Below are 21664 nucleotides of genomic sequence, written 5' to 3' on the forward strand. Positions count from 1 at the left end.
TGTGGGGTGACTCCCCCGCAGCTGACTCCCGAGGATATAGCGTCCTGTCTAAAAGTCCTCAACGCCATCCACGTCTACGACGAAGAACACCCCGACTATATCCAGGTGCGACGCGCCACAGGCAAGATGTTCAAAGCGGTCAAACGACACCGCCGGGTGGTCAAACGCGACGCTGTCAACGAGGCCGATCGCATTGTGCTGGCGCGCACCGCGACGGCGGCGCCTGACCGGATCGATGACGAAACCCGGGGCAACAAACTCAAGACGTCAGCCACGGGCGAAGTCGCCGGGACGCTGTTGCGCTCCCGGGCGTGCTATATCTGCAAGCAGCAATATACGCAGGTGGACGCCTTCTACCATCAGTTGTGTCCCGCGTGCGCCGGCTTTAATCACGGGAAACGGGACGCCAGCACCGATCTGCGCGGGAGGCGGGCGCTGCTGACGGGCGGCAGAGCAAAAATCGGGATGTACATCGCCCTGCGACTGCTCCGGGACGGCGCACATACCACCATCACAACGCGCTTCCCGAAGGATGCCGCACGCCGCTTTGCCGGCATGGAAGACAGCGCCAACTGGCTGCACCGGCTCAGAATCGTCGGTATCGATTTGCGCGATCCGGCGCAGGTGATGGCACTAACGGATTCGCTGAATGAGGCCGGTCCGCTGGACATTATCATCAACAATGCGGCTCAGACCGTGCGGCGGTCCGGGAACGCCTATCAACCGCTGGTAGATGCCGAGCTGGAACCGCTGCCCGCCGACCGGCCGATGCCTGAGCTCGTCTCATTCGGCCATGCCCATGACAAGCACCCGCTGGCACTGGCAAGCCAGGTGCTGGAGCACCCAGTGCTGGCCGGGGACAACATTACAGCGCTGGCCCTCTCGATGGGCTCGGCCTCACCCGAGCGTTTGGCTGCAGGCACTGCTATCGACGCCGGCGGGCTGGTGCCGGACCTGGCCAGCATCAACAGCTGGACGCAGGTGGTGGACCAGGTGGATCCGCTGGAGATGCTCGAGGTTCAGCTGTGCAATGTTACGGCTCCCTTCCTACTGGTTTCCCGGCTGCGGCCCGCGATGCGGCGATCGACGGCCCATCGCAAATATATTGTGAACGTCTCCGCGATGGAGGGCCAGTTTTCCCGAGCCTACAAGGGGCCCGGTCACCCGCACACGAATATGGCCAAGGCTGCTCTGAACATGATGACCCGCACCAGTGCACAGGAAATGCTGGACGCGGATGGGATCCTGATGACAGCCGTGGACACCGGGTGGATTACTGACGAGCGGCCGCATTTCACCAAGGTCCGGCTGGCTGAAGAAGGCTTCCATGCCCCCCTGGACCTGGTGGACGGGGCAGCACGGGTTTACGACCCTATTGTGCGCGGCGAGACGGGTGAGGACCAGTACGGCGTTTTCCTCAAGGACTACAAACCCAGCAACTGGTGAGCCAAAGAACCCCATGACACTGCTCCGTACTCCTATTATGACCGCCGCCAAACCCTTACTGCCAGGTCTCTTGGCCGCACTGGTGGCCGTCGCGTTGGCACTGCTGGTCCATTTGTTGGTCCCCGCGCTGCCCGCCATGACTGTAGCTGTGGTGTTGGGAATTCTCGCCGCGAACTTACCGGGTGCCGCGCCTCTCGTCGCGGGGGTTCTACGGCCTGGACTGCATTTCGCCGGGAAACACCTGATGCGGACCGGCATAGTCCTGCTCGGGCTCAAGCTTAGTTTGGCTGACGTCATGAATTTGGGCTGGCTGACAGCGGTGTTGGTGGTCACGGTGGTGCTGCTGAGTTTCGCAGGGACCTACGGGTTCGGCAAGTTGTTCCGGCTCCGCGGGGATGCCCCATTGCTCATCGCCACCGGCTTCTCCATTTGCGGAGCGTCCGCTATCGGTGCGATGGCAGCGGTGAAGGGTACGAAACAACAGGACACGGTGCTTCCGGTGGCACTGGTGACCCTCTGCGGCACTCTCGCCATCGGCGTCCTGCCACTGCTGATGACCCCGCTGGGACTGGACGCTTTGGGGTTCGGGCGGTGGACGGGCATCTCGGTCCACGATGTGGGGCAGGTTGTCGCTACCGCCCAAACGGCGGGAGCCGTGGCGCTGAGCGCCGCCATAGTGATCAAGCTGACGCGCGTGCTACTGCTGGCCCCGATGGTGGCAGCGGCCGGGCTTTGGGAACGACGCAGCCGCAATCGCCTGGTCCGCAGCGCCCCAACCGCGAAATTTCCACCCGTGATACCGCTGTTTGTCCTGGGTTTCCTGATCACCATAGCCCTGCGGACACTCGGCTGGGTCTCTCCGGCCGGCTTAGCACTGGGCAACCTGCTGCAGGACGTTGCACTCGGTGCGGCGTTGTTCGGTTTGGGCTCCTCGGTCCGAATCCGCGAGTTGCTGCACAGCGGCCTCCGGGCCTCCGCGATGGCCCTGTGTGCCTGGCTGCTGATCGCCTGCCTCGGCTACGCTGCCGTGCAGTTCATGTAAAGGCGACATTCTATGAACACAGCACAGCAGTTATCACGCAGCCGTCGCGCGGTGCCCGCTTTGCCAGGCCAGCCGCCGATAAGGCCCGTGATTGAATGGATGGATGTCCAATCAGAATCTGCGCCGCGATGAAGCCGCCGTCCGCTCGTCCCTGATCTCCATTCGGGATTATGACGTCTCCGTCGATCTAACCCAGGCCGAGGATCCGGCAGTCCCGGTTTTTGGCACTCGAAGTGTCATCAGGTTCACCGCGGCACGGCCGGGGGCGGAAACTTTCCTGGATTTCATCGGAGCGGATGTGCTCACGGTGAACCTCAACGGCACCGAGCTTGATCCGGCCGCCGTCGTTGACGACGCCCGGATTATGCTCCCCAACCTGCTCGGTGACAATGAGGTCACCGTCACCGGCACGGCGCTTTATTCGCGCAGCGGTGAGGGCATGCACCGGTTCGTGGACCCGGCCGATGGCCAAACATACCTCTACACCCAGTATGAGCCCGCGGACGCCCGCCGGGTTTTCGCCAACTTTGAGCAGCCGGACCTGAAGGCCCCGTTCACCTTCCACATCACGGCGCCGTCGGGCTGGGAGGTAGCCTCCAACGGTGTCCAGCGCTCCTGCACCCCAGTAGAACTGACAGCTGCAGAACACGCAACTGCCGCAGCATCGGCCGGCAGCGACGCACCGTCGGCGCATCCTGAAGCAAGCCGGTGGGACTTCGCACCGACCTTGCCCATCTCCACCTATATCACCACGATTCTGGCCGGACCGTACTTCAAGGCACAGGACAGCTGGCGGCACGGTAGGTACGACCTTGAGGTCCCGCTGGCGGCCTATTGCCGGGCGTCCATTGCCGGAAGCTTCGATTTCGCGGAGATTTTCGACATCACCAAGGCGGGGCTGACGTATTTCAATGAGCTGTTCGATTACGCCTACCCGTTCGGCAAATATGACCAGGCGTTCGTACCCGAATACAATCTGGGCGCGATGGAGAATCCGGGTCTGGTGACGTTCACGGACAGCTACGTCTTCACCTCCCGCGCCACCGATACCCAGCATCAGCTGCGCGCCAACACCATCATGCATGAGATGGCGCATATGTGGTTTGGCGATTTGGTCACGATGTTTTGGTGGGATGATCTCTGGCTTAAGGAATCATTTGCGGACTTCATGGGTACGCTGGCGGTCAGCGAGGTGACTGGCTGGCGCGATCAGTCGTGGGTCCTCTTCGCTAACCGGCGCAAGGCGTGGGCCTATGTGCAGGACCAGTTGCCCAGCACCCACCCGATTGTGGCCGATATCCGGGATCTGGAGGCCGCCAAGCAGAACTTTGACGGCATCACCTACGCCAAGGGTGCCTCGGTGCTCAAACAGCTGGTGGCCTACGTCGGTTTTGCGGCCTTCACTACTGGATCGCGACAGTACTTTCGGGACCACGAATTCGGCAATACACAATTGACGGACCTGCTGGGAGCGCTGAGTGCCGCGTCCGGCCGGGACCTGCGGGACTGGTCCGCGCAGTGGTTGGAGACCTCGGGGATCTCCACTCTGTCGGCCCGGGTGCAGTCCGACGACGGCGTGCTCAGTGCCGTCACGATCGTCCAGGAGGCGGCAGATCCGGTCACCGGCGAAGAGCGGCCCCGGCCGCATCTGCTGAAACTTGGGCTGTACGACTTCGACCAGGAGGGCAGGCTGGTCCGGACCTTAAGTGTCCCGTTGGACGTGGCTGGACAGGAAACTGTGGTCACGTCCTTGATTGGGCAACCGCAGCCCGCGCTGCTGCTGCTCAACGACGAAGATCTCAGCTACGCCAAGGTACGGCTGGACCCGGTATCGCAAGCCACCGTCCTAGGACATTTAAATAAGGTCACCGATCCGATGACCCGCACCCTGTGCTGGTCCGCACTGTGGAACGCGGCCCGGGATGCCGTGCTCCCTGCGGTGGACTACATCCGGGCCGTCCGCCGGTTTGCGGCCGACGAGGCGGATGTGGGCCTATTGGCTTCGCTGCTCGAGAATGCACGTTTTGCCACACAGCGGTACTGCCCGGCACCGGAGCGTGATGACGTTCGCCGGGAGCTGCTTACCGCCGTCGTTGATGGGCTGCACGCGGCCGAGCCGGGCTCGGACCGGCAGCTGGTCTGGGCCCGAAGCCTGGCCGCTCTTGGCGCCGATACGCAGGAGGCCGTTCCGCTGATTACGGCCCTGCTCAACGGTGAAGCCGGCACGGGCGGTTCTGCGGTCAAGGGCCTCACTGCCGACTCCGAGCTGCGCTGGAGCCTGTGGCTGGCGCTGGCCGCCACCGGTTATGCCACGGAGGCAGAGCTTGACGCCGAATTGGCGCGGGATGATTCAAGTTCTGCCCGCGCCGGGCACCAGCGGGCCGCCGCGGCCCGTCCCGTCGCGGCGGTAAAGGCGAACGTCTGGCGCTCCGCTGTGCCGGAAACGAAACTGTCCAATGCACTGCTCAGCGCCGCCGTCGAAGGTTTCGTGCAGGCTCCCCCAGAGCTGCTGGCCCCATACCTGGAGCCCTACTTTGGGATGATCGCTGAGGTCTGGGCGGACCGGAGCATTGAGTTGTCAAGTCGGATCGTCCGAGGGCTGTACCCGGCCGTACAGGATTTGAAGGGCAATCCCCTGGAGCATCCGGTGGTGGTGCGCACCGATCGCTGGCTCGCCGCGAACGAGCATGCGCCGGCCGCCCTACGCCGCATCATTGTGGAGCAGCGGGACCACTTGTTACGGGCGCTGGCCGCCCAAGAAGCCGGCAGTAACCGGCGTACGCCATAGCGGCTGCGACAATCAGCCACGCGGCACCTGCGACCCACGTTCCGGCTTCCCCGATGCTCACCAGCAGGGGAAGCCGGGCCGCTGCGCCGAAGTGCATGCTCGCCACCGAGTACATTCCCAGCGGAAAGACGATACTCCACAGACCCGCCTCGTAGCGGACTGGTTCACGGTGCATAAGGTGCCGCCAAAGACCAAAAATCACCAGTAACGGCACCCACCAGGCACCGAAGGCCCACAGCATGTACGTCAGGCCAGAGACCACCGCGACCGTGGCGGCCATCACCGGCAGGTCCTGCGGCAGCAGCAAAATCCGTGAGCCCGCAAGCACTGTGATGGCCGTAGCTCCCATGTAAATCCAGTACGACGGCGTAAAGCTGCTGGGCTTGCTCGGCACCGTCAACAGACGCAGTGTGACCAAGGTGGCCAGCATCAGGTAAAGCAGGACTCCGATCCCCCACAGAGCAACGGCGATCGCGGCCAGCACAGGGCTCCGGCTACCGCCGCCGATCGTTGCCGCTGCCGTGGCAAGCGACTGGGTACCCACCACCCAGAGGAACCAGCTGCCGTCTACCTTCCCGGCGACCGGCCCGGCGAGCGGACGCAGCATTAAATTCCCGGGCAGACCATAGGTGAACAGGAGCCACAGTGGGACGCTGAGCGCGGCAAGGACAATGGTCAGCGTCGGCGACGCAGATGAATACAACCGGACACCAACGACGTTGATGGCGGCCACTATGGTGAAAAATCCGAACGCGCGGACCGGATTGCGCGCGTCAAGGAGGACCTCGGAGCGGAACACCGCGAAACGCCACACGGTCATGGCGGCCAGAATCAGCAGCCCTGCGACGGCAATGACCAGCAGGATCGCCGACGGCACGGACCAGCCCACGGCGGCAAACGCCGTCGAAACGATCCCCGAGGCCATTACGAAGGAAAAAGAACCCGTGGGCAGCGTCCGCACAGCGCCGCCAAGAACCCAGGACCAGCGCATCATGGGACCCGTGCGAGCCACTGTTCGGTTCCGAACTTGCTGCCCACCCGCGCGCGCGCCTGGGTCAGTTCATTCTCTGTCAGTTCGGTCCGGCGGGCGCCGTAGCGCGCCGTGAACGTGGCCATCATCCGGGCAACAATGTCCGCCCGGGCCAGACCCGTCTGCCGGCGGAGCGGATCCACCCGCTTTTTTGCCGACGTCGTGCCCTTGTCCGAGAGCTTTTCCTTCCCGATCCGCAGCACCTTCACCATTTTGTCAGCGTCAATGTCATAGGACATCGTTACGTGGTGGACCATGGCGCCGTTGGCGAGGCGTTTCTGCGCGGCCCCGCCGATTTTGCCCTGCTCGGTGGCGATGTCGTTCAACGGAACGTAAAACGCTTTGATGCCCAGGGATTCCAGTGCGGCCATAACCCAACTGTCCAGGAACGGATAGGAATCGGCGAAGCTGAGGCCGTCCACCAGTGATTGCGGCAAATACAGCGAGTAGGTGATGCAGTTTCCTGCCTCCATGAACATCGCCCCGCCGCCGCTGATCCGGCGCACCACCTTGATGCCGAATTCATCCACGCCAACCGGATCGATCTCATTGCGCAGCGACTGGAAGCTGCCAATCACCACGGAGGGCTCCTGCCAGTCCCAGAACCGCAGCGTGGGATTTCGACGTCCGGCTCCCACCTCTTCGGTGAGCACCTCATCCAGGGCCACGTTGACCTCGGTGGGCAGCACCATGGGGCCAACGACGTCCCACTGATGATCGGACCAGCTCGTCGCCAGAGCCAGCCCGCGGCGGACCGCAATGGCGACCGCCTGGGACGAAAAACCGAAGAGAACAACGCCGACAGGCAGGGCGGCGTCGATGGCGGCGGCCAGCGCGGCGGCGGGAGCGGCGGCATCGCGCCCGTTCAGGGCGTCATTTATGGCCGTCAGTGCCTCGTCCGGCTCGAGGAAAAAATCACCGCTGATCGATACATCCGTCAGCACCGAGCCGGTGACGTCGAAATCCGCCACGACCAGCTTGCCGCCGTGTACTTTGTACTCGCCGTGAAATTGTGGTGCCATGGTTCCATCATCCCAAGCACGGGCAGATTCCGCCAAAAGAGCCTTGCACCAAAAAGGGCCCGCACCCCCTGGCACGGACCCTCATGGAATCGATTTGAACTGTGGGCAGGCTACTTCTTGCCGAATCCGGCGAAGCGGGCGTTGAAGCGCTCCACCCGGCCGGCGCTGTCCATGATGCGCTGCTTGCCCGTGTAGAACGGGTGCGACTCCGAGGAAATTTCGACGTCGATGATGGGGTACGTGTTGCCGTCTTCCCACTCGATGGTCTTGCTGGAGCCGACCGTTGAACGGGTCAGGAATTTCGTGCCGGACGCCAGGTCGTTGAACACGACGGCTTCGTACTTCGGGTGAGTGTTAGTCTTCACGGTGTTTACCTTCGAGATAGTCGCCTGGATTTTGCCAGCGCGCGGGGGTGGAGCAAAAAGCGGCCACAGAGGACCAGCACTCCATACTATCGCTGGCACGAAGTATCCCCAATTCGATGATTAGGAGCGCGCCATCACCCTGCGCGATGCCGCGTTGACTGTCATAGTCGACGCCACGACCCGCATAGCGTTCAGCTCGTTGAATCTCCTGTCGATCAGCGCCCGTGCCCTTCCGTCGCAGACGATTTACTGCGCGGGCCGGCACGCCCAGAAGGCTACGGCAGCCGCGGCTGCCACGTTAAGCGAATCGACGCCGCGGCCCATCGGGATCCGGACGGTACAGTCCGCGGCGGCAAGCGTGGTTGCGGCGAGCCCCTCCCCCTCGGTCCCCAATACCAGGGCCAGCCGGCTGTGCCGACGATCGGCCAGTTCCTCAAGAGTGATGGCGTTCTGAGCCAAGGCCAAGGCCGCCGTGATAAACCCGTGTTGGCGCAAAAGAGTCAGTGCACCCGGCCAGTCATCCACTCGGACCCACGGAATCTGGAACACCGTCCCCATGCTCACGCGGATACTCCTGCGGTACAGCGGGTCCCCGCAGCGCGGACTAATCAGCACCGCGTCCACATCGAGCGCGGCCGCGGAACGGAAAATGGCGCCAAGATTCGTCTGGTCCACAATGTCCTCGAGCACCGCGATCCGGCGTGCGCCATCGAGCGCCCAAGACAGCGGAGCCGCCGCCGGCCGATGCATCGCGGCCAGCGCACCGCGGTGGAGGTTGAAGCCGATGACCTTCTCCAGCAGCTCCGGGCTGCCCACGAAGACCGGAACGTCCGGGTACGCGGCCAGCACATCTTCCACGTCCGGCACCCATTTGCGGGTCATCAAAAAGGATCGAGGCCTATGGCCGGCGGCCAGCGCGCGGCGGAACACACGCGGGCTCTCCGCAATGTACAGGCCCTCGGCCGGCTCGCGGACCCGGCGCAACTGGACGTCCGTCAACCCCGTGTAATCGGCCACGCGGGGGTCTGCAGCGTCGTGCAGTTCGATGATCATCAGGCCGTGACCAGTTTTGCCACCATAAAATACAGGGCCACGCTGCCGAGGGTGACAATGACCAGCCTGAGAACCAGTGGGGAAAGCCGGCGACCGATCCGTGAACCTACGAAGCCGCCGACCAGCGAGCTGGCGGCAATAAGTGCGACGACGGCCCAGATGATCTTTTCCGGCGCAAAGAGCAGATAGGAGACCGCGGCAATCAAATTTACCGCCAGGGACAGCACATTCTTCACGGCGTTGGCGTTCTGCAAGGTGCCGGTCATGAAGATCCCCAGAATCCCGACCAGCAGAATACCCTGGGCCGCGACAAAGTATCCCCCGTAGACGCCGGCGAAGTAGACCAGCGCCGTCATGACGATCGCGTGCGAGCGGTGCGGGACGCCGTCGTTCGCTTCGGCACGTTTCTTCACCCAGCGCTGCAGCTTCGGCTGCAGGATGACCATGGCCAGCGCCAAGACGATCAGGAAAGGTGCGACAACTCCGAAGACACTTTCCGGCAGGTGCAACAACAGGAATGCGCCCGTTATGCCGCCCAGCAGCGAGGCCGGCAACAGCCGGAGAAGGTTGGCGCGCATGCCGGCAAGCTCGCGGCGGTAGCCGATAACGCCGGAGACGCCGCCGGCGATCAGTCCCATTGCGTTGCTGACAGTGGCCATGACGGGTGCGTAGCCGAGGGCAATCAGGATGGGGAAGGTCACCAGCGTCCCGGAGCCGACGACCGAATTGATCGTGCCGGCCCAGAGTCCGCCGAGGAGGATGAAGATGGCGTGCACAGGTTCCACGGAGGAAGGTCCTAACGGACTGCTGCTAGCGGGACGGTTGGTTGGCGGAGCGGGGTCAGCGCGCCACTGCGGCGAAACGGCCGTTCTGGCTGGTGACCTTCAACGGCAGGCCGAACGTGGCGCTCAGGTGCTCCTCCGTGAGCACCTCAGACAGCGGGCCCTGCGCCACAACGGCGCCGTCCCGCAGTAACAGTGCATGGGTGAATCCCGGCGGAACTTCCTCCACATGATGCGTGACCAGAATTAGGGCCGGAGCGTCCTCATCAGCGGCCAGCGAGCTGAGCCGGCGGATCAGGTCTTCGCGTCCACCGAGGTCCAGGCCTGCGGCCGGCTCGTCCAGCAACAACAATTCGGGATCGGTCATCAGGGCCCGCGCTATTTGAACCCGCTTGCGTTCGCCTTCGCTGAGCGAGGAAAAGTTCCGGTTCATGAAGGTGGACATGCCCCACTCCTCCAGCAGGTGGAAGGCCCGGCGCTCGTCGGCGCGCTCATACGCCTCACGCCACCGGCCCGTGACGCCGTAGGACGCTGTCACGACAACGTCAAGCACCTTTTCGTGACCGGGGATTTGTGCCGCCAGGTTGGCCGAGGCGAGCCCGATCCGGGGACGGAGCTCGAAGACGTCAACCGCTCCGAGAACCTCGTCGAGAATGCCTGCTACTCCGCTGCTGGGGTGGATTCGTGCCGCGGCGATCTGCAGCAAGGTGGTTTTTCCAGCACCGTTTGGACCCATCACCACCCAGCGCTCGCCCTCCCTGACCTGCCAGTCCACCGTGTCCAACAGTTTTTTGCTGCCACGGACCACGCTGACACCGGCCAATTCAAGAACATCGCTCATAAAGAAAGACACTAGGCCAAATCCGGGCAGCAACGCCAACCGCGGGCCGTAGCGAACGCCATCGGCCCGTGGGCCCGGCTGCGCAGTACCGCCGCGCCGGTAGGATGTCGCGTATGCCCTCTACCTACACCGCGGTCAGTTATGGCCAGTCATTGCCAGCTGCCGCGTTGGAACAGATCCGCAGCACTCTCGCCGGTTGTGGCGCCAGAATGCTCAGCGAGCATTCGGGCAGCCGTCCCGGCTATGAGTTTTGCGTCATGGAAGTCGCAGCGGCCGGTCCGGCTGACCTGCGGCAGATCCGCGCCTCTCTGGCTGCAGCCGACGCCAAAGGACCTGGCGGGACCGATGCCGGGGCCGACCAAGCTGGCACGGCCGGGGCGGCTAGGGCCAGGGTTGGAGTGGTCAGGGTTGATACGGCCGTCGTGCCCGCCGCGCTGCGGCGGGCGAAGCGCAAACTTATTGTGCTGGATGTGGACTCCACACTGATCCAGCAGGAAGTCATCGAGTTACTGGCCGCCCATGCCGGTACCGGGGCGGAGGTCGCCGCGGTTACCGAAGCTGCAATGCGCGGCGAACTGGACTTCGCGCAAAGTCTGCATGCCCGCGTTGCAACGCTGGCCGGACTTCCGGACACGGTACTGGCCGAGGTCGGCCGTACGATCAAGCTCAGTAAGGGTGCCGACCGCCTGGTCCGAGTAGCCCGTGCCGCCGGCCACGTTGTCGGAGCCGTCTCCGGAGGCTTCTCCCAGCTCCTGTCCCCGCTGTCCAAGGCCCTGGACTTGGACTATGCCCTGGCCAATGAACTGGAGATTGTGGACGGCGTCCTCACCGGGAGGGTTGTCGGTGCCGTCGTCGACCGGGCCGCGAAGGCAACGTCGCTGCGTCAGTGGGCCCGCACCGAGGGTATCGAGCTCTCCTGCACCGTGGCTATCGGCGACGGCGCCAACGACCTGGACATGATGGAAGCGGCCGGACTGAGCATCGCCTACAACGCTAAACCCGCGGTGCGGGCGGCCGCCGATGCGCAGATCAACCTTCCCGACTTGGACGTGGCGCTGGTCCTGGCCGGCATTTGAGCCGACCAGGACCATGGCGGTGCTAAAACCAGGACCGAGCGGCTGGCACTGAGCTGCTAAGGCTGGTGCTGCTCCGGCGCCGCCGGAAAGTAATCCGCGCCGCCGACGTATTCGGTATGGCCAGTTTCGACATCCGCCCCGGCCATGGCCGCGACCTCGGCGGCAAACTCCTCCACCGAATACAGTCGGCCGGCCTCGGTGCGACGTGCCTCGATGGCCCCCGGATTCGCCCGGTCCAGCAACGTGGCAGTGACAGTGCCTTCAATCATGTCCCCGGAAACCACCACAAGTGAAATACCGTGGTTGGTCAGCTGTGGGATCAGGTCCCGAAGCGCATCCTCCCCTGCGCGCTTGCTTCGCGCTACCGGCTCATAGTCCGCCATGGTGGGCACCGTGTCGATGAAATGCGCCTGGTGGCTGGTGACAAAGACAACCCGTGACCCCTCCGGCATCAGCATTACTGCGGCGTTGAGCATGTTCACCTGTGCGTCCCGGTTGAGCTTGAGCGCATAGTCCTCCTGCACCCCGGATTCCATCCCGCCGGAGGCATTGAGCACCAGCAGGTCCAAGGAACCGAAATTCTCCATCGCGGCGCTGACAAGGGCGTGCACACCCTCCTGCGTGGTCAGATCCGCACCGACCGCCACGGCCCGGCCGCCGGCGGCCTTAATTCCGGCCGCCACTTTGTCCGCCCGCGGCGCCTTCTGACGGTAGTTGACGACGACGGCGGCCCCCTGGGCAGCCAGCAGCTTCGCTACTTCGGCACCAATACCGCGTGAGGATCCCGTGACAATTGCTGTCTTACCTTCGAACTGGCCCATCTATAAACCTCCAAGAAACTGCTTCGGTACTTGCTGCAACTGAACAGACTACTTCTGCCCCGAATGATGCTGTGCTGAATACTGCTGGGCTTGGTGCCCAGTACTTCAGGTCTAGTGCCCCATGCCGAGGCCGCCGTCGACCGGAATCACCGCGCCGGATATGTAGGCCGCTTCGTCGCTGGCGATCCAGCGGACAACCTGGGCTACTTCCTCCGGCTCCGCGAAACGGCCGGCCGGGATGGTTGCCAGGTAGTTCTTTTGCGTGTCCTCGGGCAATTCAGCGGTCATCTGCGTATTGATAAATCCCGGTGCGACCACGTTGGCAGTGATGCCCCTCGAGCCCAGTTCCCGGGTCAGCGACCGTGCCATGCCGACCAAGCCGGCCTTGGACGAAGAATAGTTAATCTGGCCCGGCGCGCCGTAGAGGCCGGTGACCGAGGAGATGAGCACGATTCTGCCCTTGCGTAGGCGGATCATGCCCCGGGAGGCGCGCTTGATGACACGGAACGCCCCCGTAAGGTTCGTGTCGATGACGGAGGTGAAGTCGCTCTCGCTCATCCGCAGCAACAGAGTGTCCTTCGTGATTCCAGCGTTAGCCACCAGCACCTCGACCGGTCCATGGGCCGCTTCCACCAACGTGAAGGCTGTGTCCACAGACGCCTCATCAGTAACGTCCGCCTGCACGGCGAGAATCCCGTCCGGCAGGTTTGATTCGCTGCGGCACGTCACGGCTACCCGATCCCCGTTTGCCAAAAAAGCCTTGGCGATGGCGAGGCCGATGCCGCGGTTTCCGCCCGTGATCAGCACGCTGCGCCCCGCCACTTGTCCCTCAGCCTGCCCCTTGCGGGCAGGGCCTGTATCTGCTGCAGTCATTCATTCCTCCGTGATCGTTCCCGGATTGAATCCTAGCTGTTGAACACAAAACCGTGCGTCAACTTTGGCCGCAGCCGCCCTACAGTGCGAGAATGTAAACGGCCCTTGGAGCGTGATGAGAAACAGAGCAGCACATCCGGCCGGTTACGCCTACGGTGCGTCCGGCCCGACGAAAGACCAATCCCATACCGGCTCGGCCGATGTGCACAACATCACCGACGCGCCCATTGCGCAGAGCGATGACATGCATCGTCGCATGGTCAAGTACGCCTTGGCCATGAGTATTCGGCTGGTGTGCCTGTTCCTGATCTTCGTGCTCCCCGGCTGGTTCAAGATCATCGCCGTAGTCGGGGCCGTGGCGTTGCCCTGGTTCGCTGTGATCATCGCCAATGGTGGCAGCGACACCCTCAATGAACACGCGGGATCGCTGTTGGATCAGGCGCCGCTGGGCCAGTTGGAAGGGCCGGACCCGCAAAGTGCCGCGGGCACGGCCCGCGGCGACGAGGAATCACTGACATTGCAGGGTGAAGTCATTCCCTCCGACCCCGAGGACGATCCCCCCGCCGGCGGTCTGGCAGACGGTGGTCGGGCACCATGAACCTCCTCGACATGCTGGACGGCCAGCCGACGGCCGGAGAATTAGTCTGTTCCAGGCGCGGCTGCCGCACCGAGGCGACATCCCGATTGCTGTGGAACAACCCGAAAATCCATCCGCCCGAGCGGCGCAAGGTCTGGCTTGCATGCGGTGAGCATATTCAGTGGCTGGAGGACTACCTGCGCACTCGAGGGCTCTGGCGTGAAACTTTGCCGGTGCCGCTCGCTCCGGGGCTTGCCGGTGCGCATCCGGAATCCACGGAAATCCACTGAGAAAGACCACTAGTCATACCTATGTACAAATTTCTTCTCACCGGCCGGTGGCTTGGCTATCTGCTGATCGCTGCCATCTTTGCGGCCGTCTGTGTTGGCCTTGGCTTCTGGCAGCTGGATCGACGGACCGAGGTGCGGGCGGACATAGCAAAAATCACCAACAACTATTCCGCCGCCCCATTGACGACAGGGCAAGCCCGGCCGCTGTTCCAACAGCTCGAACCGGATAAGGAATGGAGCCAGGTTTCCCTTACCGGCAGCTACGACGTAGCGGAGCAGAAAGTTGTGCGGAACCGCCCGCTGAACGGTCAGCCCGGCTACGAAGTCGTGGTACCGCTTAAACTGACTACCGGCGATACGGTCATTATCGACCGCGGATGGCTGCCAATCGGCAATAATGAGGGCGGCCGTCCTGATACGGTCCCGGAGCCTTCCACCGGAACCGTGACCGTCCTGGCACGCCTTCGACCGGGCGAACCGGCGCTTCAACGGGGGGCACCGGCAGGACAGCTGGCCTCCATTGATCTAAGCGCCTATGCCAAAGAGCTCGGCTACCCGATTCTGACCGGCGCTTACGCCCAGATGACTCAGGAAACACCGGCGGCAGCGACCGATCCGGTAGCTTTCCCGATGCCTTCCATCGACGAAGGCCCGCATCTGAGCTACGCGATGCAGTGGTTCGCTTTCGGCATTCTCTTCTTCGTCGGCTACGGCTACGCGGCGCGTCAGCAGGCGCTGCTGGACCGTTATCTGGCGGATCAGGAATCGGAAGACGCAGCCGACAGTGAACAGGCGTACGGCCGAGGATCCGCCTTCGTTCAGCGCAGACCGACGCGGCCAAGCCGGCCCGGCCGCCGTGCCACGGCCGAGGAGGAAGAAGACGCGGTCCTGGACGCCCAGGGCTTCTAGCGCTAGGCCAGCGTGATCAGGTCCAGGTAATCCTCGTTCCAGTGATCCTCCACGCCGTCCGGCAGCAGGACGACGCGTTCCGGATTCAGCGCCTCGACCGCGCCTTCGTCGTGGCTGACCAGAACGACGGCGCCGCTGTAGTTACGCAGCGCACCAAGGATCTCCGCGCGGCTGGCCGGATCCAAGTTGTTAGTCGGTTCATCGAGCAGCAGCACATTGGCCGAGGACGCCACGATAGTGGCCAGGGCCAGTCTCGTCTTCTCGCCACCGGAAAGCACTCCAGCGGGCTTGTCGACATCGTCGCCGGAGAACAGGAAGGAACCAAGGATGTTGCGGACCTCTGCGTCATCCATGTCCGGGGCGGCGCTGCGCATATTGGCCAGCACCGAACGTGACGTGTCCAGGGTGTCATGTTCCTGGGCGTAGTAGCCCACCTTTAACCCATGGCCGGCGATTACTTCACCGGTGTCCGGCTTATCCACTCCGGCCAGCATCCGCAGCAGGGTGGTCTTCCCTGCACCGTTGAGACCAAGAATGACGACCTTCGATCCCCTGTCAATGGCAAGATCCACATCGGTGAAGATTTCCAGCGAACCGTAGGACTTACTCAGCCCTTCGGCAGTCAGCGGAGTCTTTCCGCACGGCGACGGATCCGGGAAGCGCAGGGCCGCCACGCGGTCGTTGGCGCGCACTTCCTGCAAACCGTTGAGCAGCCGCTGGGCACGCTTGGCCATATTCTGCGCCGCGACCGCCTTGGAGGCCTTGGCGCGCATCTTATTGGCCTGGTCCATCAGGACGCCGGCCTTCTTCTCCGCGTTGGCCCGCTCACGCTTACGGGCGCGTTCATCGGTTTCGCGTTGTTCCAGGTACTTCTTCCAACCGAGGTTGTACTGATCGATCGTGGCACGGTTGGCGTCCAGGTTGTAGACCTTATTGACCGTCGCTTCCAACAGGTCGGTGTCATGGCTGATCACAATCAGACCGCCGGCGTGGTTCTTTAAAAAGTCCCGTAACCAGGCGATTGAATCGGCGTCAAGGTGGTTGGTTGGTTCATCGAGAAGCATGGTTTGGGCACCCGAAAAGAGGATCCGGGCCAGCTCCACGCGCCGCCGCTGGCCACCGGAGAGGGTTTTCAGCGGCTGGTTGAGCAGCCGATCCGGCAGTGCCAGGTTGGAGGAGATTGCGGCGGCTTCCGCTTCGGCGGCATATCCGCCGTTGCTGAGGAACTCGTGTTCAATCCGGTCGTATCGGGCCATCGCCTTCTCCTGCACGGCGGTGTCCTCACTGGCCATGTCGGCCTCGGTCTCGCGCAGCTTGGTGATCACCACGTCCAGGCTGCGGGCCGAGAGGATCCGGTCCCGGGCCAGCTGTTCCATGTCTGGCGTGCGCGGATCCTGCGGCAGGTAGCCAATTTCACCGCTGCGGGTCACCTTGCCCGCCGCGGGAAGGGCCTCGCCGGCCAGTACCTTGGTCAGGGTGGTTTTGCCCGCACCGTTGCGGCCTACCAGCCCGATCTTGTCCCCCTTATCGACGCGGAAGGACACTTCGTCCATGAGTAAACGCGCCCCCGCACGTAACTCAAGGTCTTGGACGATAATCAAGGTAGTAGCCTTTCACTTCAGGGTCACTTCAACGGATGCAAGTCACTTCAACGGATGCAGCTCACCGCGCCGGCGCTAAAACGGCAAGGGCAGCCCTTCCAGTCTAACGAGGTGCCCGCCTGACAATGTGCAGTGCCCGCGGCTTAGCAGCGGCACCGTCGATCTGCGGGCCGCAAAGTATCATTTCCATCACAGGCACCGAAGCACCAGCAGAGCGAGATGAAAGCTTAAAAAATGCCCAACCCCAACCAGACACAGCCTCCCGCAGAGCGCGCCGGAGCAGCTGCGCCGGCAGGCTCTGCGCTGCGCCGCCGACCGAGATGGGCCGCCGTCGACCTCGCACTAATTGCCGTCTTCGCAGCACTACTGGCCGCTTCGGTCGCCGTTCCGGGCATTCCCGCCGGTCCCTTGGGTGTTCCGATCACACTGCAGACTCTGGCCGTTGCCCTATGCGGACTTGTCCTTGGTTTCGGACGCGGCACCGCCGCCGTCGGGCTGTATATTCTGCTCGGGCTGATCGGTCTGCCGATTTTTGCCGGTTTCCGGTCAGGTCCGGCCGTGCTGGCGGGACCTTCGGCGGGCTACATTGTGGGGTTTCTGCTGTCCGTCGCCGCAGTGGGATTTCTCACACCGTGGGTACTGCGGCGCAGGCGCAAAGCCGGATGGTTATTTGGGGTCGCCGTGCTGGGCATGCTCATCCTGCACGCAAGTGGGGTCGCGGGATTCCTGCTGAAGGGAATGGGATTTTCCACCGCTGTGCTCGCCGACGCCATCTACTATCCGGCTGACATCATCAAAAACGTTCTAGCCGTAGGACTGGCGCTGAGCCTGCACCGGGCGTTTCCAGATCTCCTTCGGCGCCGCCGGTCGTGAGTCGTGTCCTGCTGCAGGATGCCTCATTCAGTGCGGAAACGTCCGATGGCTCGGTCCGTACCATCCTGCACCCGACGACGCTGGACCTGAGCGAACAGCGCATCGCCGTGATCGGGGCCAACGGCTCGGGCAAATCAACGCTGCTGAGGATGCTCAACGGGCTGCTGCTGCCGACCACCGGAAGCGTCAGCGTAGATGGTCTCGACACCCGCGCCGACGGCAGCGCCGTCCGCCGGCAGGTCGGCTTTGTCTTCACCGATCCACTGTCCCAGCTGGTCATGCCGACTCCGCTGGAGGACCTGGAGCTGTCATTACGGCGCCGCATCAAATCAGCGACCGCGCGCCGGCAGGAGGCGCTACGGATCCTGCAGGAATACGGCCTTGAGCCGTTGAACGACAGTAGCATCTACGAGCTTTCCGGCGGAGAGCGGCAACTGGTGGCGCTGGCAACGGTCCTGGCGGTCGAGCCTAAGCTTCTGGTCCTTGATGAGCCGTCCACCCTGCTGGATTTGCGCAATACGCGGCTGCTGCGCAGCAGACTGGCCGGACTGAGCCAACAGTTAATCCTCTCCACCCACGACCTGGAGCTGGCTGTGGATTGCAGCCGGGCGCTCGTGATAGAGGCCGGCCATGTGGTCTTTGACGGCCCTGCAGCGGATGCAGTGGCGTACTATCGGCGGATGTACAGCTGATGCGCGGTCATGCTTACCTCGTCGGCGCCTTTTGTCCGGGCCGCTCCGCCGTGCACCGGGCTCCGCTGTGGCTCAAGGGCCTGCTCCTACTGGCTGTCGCAGCCGCCAGCTTTGCATTCCCCAATGCGTATCTGGCCAGCGCAGTGCTGGCCGCCGTCGTCATCGTGCATTTCGCCGCGCGCCTGCCGGCGGCACGGCTTTGGCACCCGGTGCGAATGATGCTGATCTTCCTGGTGCTCATTGCCGGCTTTCAATATTGGCAGTCCGGGCCGGCGACGGCGTGGCAGGTGGTGGCCGGCATTATGGCCACGGTTCTGGCCTCCAACATCCTCACCGCTACCACGCCCGTTTCGACCCTGCTGGACTCCCTGGAGTGGGCGGTGGAGCCGCTACGTCGCTTCGGCGCCGACCCCGAGCGCTTCTCACTGACCGTCTCTCTTATGCTGCGCAGTATCCCGTATGTCATCGGAGCGTTCGACGACGTCCGCGACGCCGCGCGGGCCCGCGGGCTGGAGCGGAACGTGCGCGCCCGGACCTTGCCCGTGCTGATCGGAACGGTGGCATATGCCCGTGCGACCGGCGAAGCGCTGGCCGCGCGCGGTCTCGGGGACCCGCAGGATTAGCGGCCCATCGAGTTGCCGGTTGCCGATGCATCGGTGGACGGAGCTGTCTTGGCGGAACTCGGTGTCCCCAAGCCCTGTTCCGACGACACCCACGTCCACCTACGGAAGACCTTTTGCTTACCGAACAGGGAGGCTGATGCCGTTCCTTCGTTTCTGGACAGCGATTCTGTCCATCGCGTTGACCCTTGGGGCGTCAGCCAGGATGCACGCTACGGGATCGATAGCCGGTGCCCAAAATGCGGCTGGCCGCGGCGGTGGTTCCGCTTGCGCATTCGGACGACCTCGAGGCCGCGGATCTCGGGAGTTACTTTAAATGGACCAATGCCTGACTCTGGAAATGTGTCGATCGCATCAGCACGTACGTTGTCGTAGCCCAGGCGCCGCGGAATGGCGCCCATCCCGAGGGACAGCTGTAGTGAGTCACCTTGCCTTTCATTTCGGGACCACAGCGGACGTGGATGTGCTCTGGTCAGCGGTACCCCGTTTCGGCTGGAAGCACCTCTATGCGGACCGACACCCGTGGGTCGGCGGCGAAGAGCACTACGCGGCCTTCGTCGAGAGCGGCGAACAATCCATGGTTGAGTTAGTTGCAACGCTTTGATTAATCATGCGCGGAGGGTCCGGCAGACGAAACGTCGGGTGGCGGCGCGCTATCTGGCTTGGCCGCCTCGTCAACCTGTGGGGGTCCTTCGCGTAGCGGCGACAGCAGGGCGGTAAGCGCGGCGACCGCGAATACGAAGATCACTCCGAGGAGCGTGAGACGGTCACCGATCAGCCCGACGAGGAGGCCTGCGCTAAGGGCCCCTACCGCTGCCAGTGTTCGATTGCCCGAGCGTCTCGTGGCGTTGGTCCGTCCGAGTAGTTCATCTGGGGTGAGTGTCTGCCACAGGACCTGCTCGGGGGAGTTCTCGGTGCCCATGGCAAGCCCTTGGAGGGAGAGCGCAACAAACAGTAGGACTCCACCGACGACGGTTGGAGGGGCAATGGCTGCGAGGAGCCAGACGATCGGGTAGGCCATGCGCGCAATGACGATCACGCGTCCTGATCCGAGCCGAGTACCCAGCCGCGGTGCGAGGGACGCGCCGATCAGGCTGGTGATGCCGAAGGCCGTCAGGAGCAGTCCGAACGTGTAGGCAGAAAATCCCAAGGATCTCAGTGCGAGGAGGGAGAGCACCGTCATCGCTGCACCATTGGCGATAAACCAGATATGCGTCGACACCGCCAAGGGTCCAAGCGTGCGATGGCGATAGGTCCACTTCAAGCCTTCACGTATCTCGGAGCCGATGTTCCCAATGCGGGCCGGCCGAGGTTCGTCGACATGGATGCTTGCATTCAGCGCTGCGTCGACGAGGTAGCTGATCGAGTCGACGACGATCGCCACAGGTGCGCCCAGCAGGCCGACAAGTGCGCCGCCGACCGCCGGCCCGAGGGTTTGAGCAGCTGCGTCCGTTTGATCGAGACGTGCATTGGCCGACAGCAGCCGCCCACGGGGCACCAGCCGAGGAAGCAGCGACTGGGTCGCGGCGAAGCCGAAGACCGAGAACGCACCGAACAATAACAGTGCGATGACCAGCATCCAGATCTGCAGCACGCCGAACAGCCACAGGACCGGAACTGCGCCCAGGGAAAGAGCACGCCCGATACTTGCCCATACGAGGATGGGCTTTCTGCGCCACCGATCGATGTACACGCCGGCGACGAGCCCAAGCAGCGCATAAGGCACAAACTGTGCCGCGTTCACAACACCAACCTCGAACGGCGTTGCGGCAAGCTGCTGTACGACCAACACCGGCATCGCAACCGCTGTTACTGCCGAGCCGAAAGAACTGATCGAAGCAGCCGCCCAATAGCGGATAAACGATGGGCGACGGGCCGCACCAAGCGCATCGCCCATCAATCCACTCCCTTACGCCCTTTTGCTCGACAGTAGCCGAGTACTCCCTACCCACCCAAACATCGGCAGTCCAGTAACAAATCCGATCTCGGAATGGCGAGGCGTCCCAGTGGACGTTCCGCCTACGGACGGACCTTGACCAGCTTCCATCGACAAGCTAGGGACCAGTGGTTACCTGGCCTCGACGCGGCCGGATCCGCGAAAGAAACGCGGGGTCAGGCATCCTTTCGCGCACCTGCTGGGAAGTCCGTGGCGCCAAGAATGGCGGCGGCTCACGAGTGCATTTGATGGCGGCCATCGACCACGGAACCTGCGCCGTGTTGGGCCAGGTTTCGGTGGCCGAGAAATCCAACGAGATCCCCGACTTTTCGACACTATTGGACGGTATCAAGGACCTGACGGGCGTTGTCGTGACGGCGGATGCCCTTTTATACACAACGCAAACATGCCGACTAGCTTCATGGCCGCGACGCGTTCTACGTGCTCACGGTCAAGGGAAACCAGCCTGGTCTGCATCAGCAATGCGCCGATCTTCCTTGGAAGCGCGTCAGGAAGGGAAACAAGACCCTTGAAATTGGCCCCTTTGTCCTGTCGTGCGATGAAAATCAGGCTAGGTTTCACTCATGGATGCTAAATCGCGGAAGCCGTGGTTCCGACCAAACAAGTCCGGCCCGGGCTGGCATCCCGCTTCGTGGCAGGGCGGGTTGATCATTGCCGTCATCGTCGCTGCGATGGCTACCGTTGTCGTGCTGTTCAGAACTGGGGTGCTGTGATGCGGACGTCACTGTGAGCGGCTTCCTGGCCTGGGTCGCGGGTTCCGGCGTAGTGCAGGGCCTAATCATGGGCCTAACGTTCGCGTACCTGACCACTGTCTTAGTCTTGAACGCCGTGGCGAGGACCCAGACGAAGACAGTCAATGGCTGGAGCTCGATTCGCAAAGTGTGTGTGATCAACTATTTGTAGGCCGTTTTAGCTAGGAATGTAGGCCGAGTTAGCGGCTCGTTTCAGGCCAAAAGAGCGCTAAGAATCAGGCCAGTTTTTTCCCCTCCAAATCATGGTTTCGGGG

General features: G+C 63.2%; 22 protein-coding genes. 12 read left to right on the forward strand and 10 right to left on the reverse strand.

What is annotated here, in order from left to right; genetic code table 11:
* Nucleotides 1-6: 6 nt before the first annotated feature.
* The 3 genes from OS914_RS16610 (at nt 7) to pepN (ending at nt 5276) form a co-directional block, all read left to right on the forward strand.
* Entirely contained in the window at nt 7-1446 is a 1440-nt protein-coding gene (locus tag OS914_RS16610; protein WP_267547171.1) for an SDR family NAD(P)-dependent oxidoreductase, read from the forward strand.
* Nucleotides 1447-1459: 13 nt separating this feature from the next.
* The gene (locus tag OS914_RS16615) at nt 1460-2488 is read left to right on the forward strand and encodes a YeiH family protein (RefSeq protein ID WP_267547172.1); all 1029 of its coding nucleotides are present in this window, start codon (nt 1460-1462) and stop codon (nt 2486-2488) included.
* Nucleotides 2489-2591: 103 nt separating this feature from the next.
* Complete coding sequence (gene pepN / locus OS914_RS16620; protein ID WP_267547173.1) at nt 2592-5276, forward strand: aminopeptidase N; 2685 nt, start codon at nt 2592-2594, stop codon at nt 5274-5276.
* Here pepN and OS914_RS16625 read toward each other — a convergent pair.
* The 6 genes from OS914_RS16625 to OS914_RS16650 form a co-directional block, all read right to left on the reverse strand.
* Complete coding sequence (locus tag OS914_RS16625) at nt 5200-6288, reverse strand: tellurite resistance/C4-dicarboxylate transporter family protein (protein ID WP_267547174.1); 1089 nt, start codon at nt 6286-6288, stop codon at nt 5200-5202. The genes pepN and OS914_RS16625 overlap by 77 nt on opposite strands.
* Nucleotides 6267-7328 (reverse strand): lipoate-protein ligase LplAB, encoded by a 1062-nt coding sequence (locus OS914_RS16630; protein WP_267547175.1) that lies wholly within the window; start codon nt 7326-7328, stop codon nt 6267-6269. Before OS914_RS16630 ends, OS914_RS16625 begins: the two co-directional genes overlap by 22 nt.
* Nucleotides 7329-7438: 110 nt before the next feature.
* Complete coding sequence (locus OS914_RS16635) at nt 7439-7693, reverse strand: type B 50S ribosomal protein L31 (protein ID WP_196396553.1); 255 nt, start codon at nt 7691-7693, stop codon at nt 7439-7441.
* Nucleotides 7694-7939: 246 nt separating this feature from the next.
* A complete protein-coding gene (locus OS914_RS16640; protein WP_267547176.1) occupies nt 7940-8746 on the reverse strand; it encodes a TrmH family RNA methyltransferase in 807 nt (268 codons plus the stop codon).
* A complete protein-coding gene (locus tag OS914_RS16645; protein WP_267547177.1) occupies nt 8746-9531 on the reverse strand; it encodes a sulfite exporter TauE/SafE family protein in 786 nt (261 codons plus the stop codon). The genes OS914_RS16640 and OS914_RS16645 overlap by 1 nt, the downstream gene beginning before the upstream one ends.
* Before the next feature lie 55 nt (nt 9532-9586).
* Nucleotides 9587-10369 (reverse strand): ABC transporter ATP-binding protein, encoded by a 783-nt coding sequence (locus tag OS914_RS16650; RefSeq protein WP_267547178.1) that lies wholly within the window; start codon nt 10367-10369, stop codon nt 9587-9589.
* Between the two features lie 113 nt (nt 10370-10482).
* Between OS914_RS16650 and serB the strand changes: the two genes are divergently transcribed.
* Nucleotides 10483-11445, forward strand: a complete 963-nt coding sequence (serB, locus tag OS914_RS16655) for a phosphoserine phosphatase SerB (protein ID WP_267547179.1) — start codon at nt 10483-10485, stop codon at nt 11443-11445.
* A 56-nt stretch (nt 11446-11501) separates the two neighbouring features.
* On the opposite strand, the gene OS914_RS16660 is transcribed toward serB, so the two are convergent.
* Both OS914_RS16660 and OS914_RS16665 read right to left on the reverse strand, forming a co-directional pair.
* Nucleotides 11502-12266, reverse strand: coding sequence for an SDR family oxidoreductase (locus OS914_RS16660; protein WP_267547180.1), 765 nt, complete (start codon nt 12264-12266; stop codon nt 11502-11504).
* Between the two features lie 111 nt (nt 12267-12377).
* Complete coding sequence (locus OS914_RS16665; RefSeq protein ID WP_267547181.1) at nt 12378-13139, reverse strand: beta-ketoacyl-ACP reductase; 762 nt, start codon at nt 13137-13139, stop codon at nt 12378-12380.
* A 115-nt stretch (nt 13140-13254) separates the two neighbouring features.
* Here OS914_RS16665 and OS914_RS16670 point away from each other — a divergent pair, with 115 nt between their 5' ends.
* From OS914_RS16670 to OS914_RS16680, 3 genes are read left to right on the forward strand one after another with little or no spacing between them, the layout of a single operon-like run.
* Nucleotides 13255-13737 (forward strand): DUF3099 domain-containing protein, encoded by a 483-nt coding sequence (locus OS914_RS16670; protein ID WP_267547182.1) that lies wholly within the window; start codon nt 13255-13257, stop codon nt 13735-13737.
* Complete coding sequence (locus tag OS914_RS16675; protein WP_267547183.1) at nt 13734-14006, forward strand: hypothetical protein; 273 nt, start codon at nt 13734-13736, stop codon at nt 14004-14006. The genes OS914_RS16670 and OS914_RS16675 overlap by 4 nt, the downstream gene beginning before the upstream one ends.
* A 21-nt stretch (nt 14007-14027) precedes the next feature.
* On the forward strand, nt 14028-14915 hold the full coding sequence (locus tag OS914_RS16680) for an SURF1 family cytochrome oxidase biogenesis protein (protein WP_267547184.1): 888 nt from the start codon (nt 14028-14030) through the stop codon (nt 14913-14915).
* A gap of 2 nt (nt 14916-14917) precedes the next feature.
* On the opposite strand, the gene abc-f is transcribed toward OS914_RS16680, so the two are convergent.
* Nucleotides 14918-16516 carry a ribosomal protection-like ABC-F family protein gene (gene abc-f / locus OS914_RS16685; protein WP_267547185.1) on the reverse strand — a complete coding sequence of 533 codons (1599 nt, stop codon included), beginning with the start codon at nt 16514-16516 and terminating at the stop codon, nt 14918-14920.
* A gap of 234 nt (nt 16517-16750) precedes the next feature.
* On the opposite strand from abc-f, the gene OS914_RS16690 reads away from it, so the two are divergent.
* The 4 genes from OS914_RS16690 (at nt 16751) to OS914_RS16705 (ending at nt 19305) form a co-directional block, all read left to right on the forward strand.
* Nucleotides 16751-17389 (forward strand): biotin transporter BioY, encoded by a 639-nt coding sequence (locus OS914_RS16690; RefSeq protein ID WP_267547186.1) that lies wholly within the window; start codon nt 16751-16753, stop codon nt 17387-17389.
* Nucleotides 17386-18081, forward strand: a complete 696-nt coding sequence (locus tag OS914_RS16695) for an energy-coupling factor ABC transporter ATP-binding protein (protein ID WP_267547187.1) — start codon at nt 17386-17388, stop codon at nt 18079-18081. Before OS914_RS16690 ends, OS914_RS16695 begins: the two co-directional genes overlap by 4 nt.
* Nucleotides 18081-18704, forward strand: coding sequence for an energy-coupling factor transporter transmembrane component T family protein (locus OS914_RS16700; protein WP_267547188.1), 624 nt, complete (start codon nt 18081-18083; stop codon nt 18702-18704). Before OS914_RS16695 ends, OS914_RS16700 begins: the two co-directional genes overlap by 1 nt.
* A gap of 415 nt (nt 18705-19119) precedes the next feature.
* A complete protein-coding gene (locus OS914_RS16705) occupies nt 19120-19305 on the forward strand; it encodes a VOC family protein (RefSeq protein WP_267547189.1) in 186 nt (61 codons plus the stop codon).
* Here OS914_RS16705 and OS914_RS16710 read toward each other — a convergent pair whose 3' ends face one another.
* On the reverse strand, nt 19306-20598 hold the full coding sequence (locus OS914_RS16710) for an MFS transporter (RefSeq protein ID WP_267547190.1): 1293 nt from the start codon (nt 20596-20598) through the stop codon (nt 19306-19308). It abuts the gene before it with no gap.
* Nucleotides 20599-21221: 623 nt separating this feature from the next.
* On the opposite strand from OS914_RS16710, the gene OS914_RS16715 reads away from it, so the two are divergent.
* Nucleotides 21222-21371 carry a hypothetical protein gene (locus tag OS914_RS16715; RefSeq protein WP_267547191.1) on the forward strand — a complete coding sequence of 50 codons (150 nt, stop codon included), beginning with the start codon at nt 21222-21224 and terminating at the stop codon, nt 21369-21371.
* The last annotated feature ends 293 nt before the right edge of the window (nt 21372-21664 follow it).

The sequence above is a fragment of the Arthrobacter endolithicus genome, assembly GCF_026627425.1.
Lineage (GTDB): Bacteria > Actinomycetota > Actinomycetes > Actinomycetales > Micrococcaceae > Arthrobacter_M.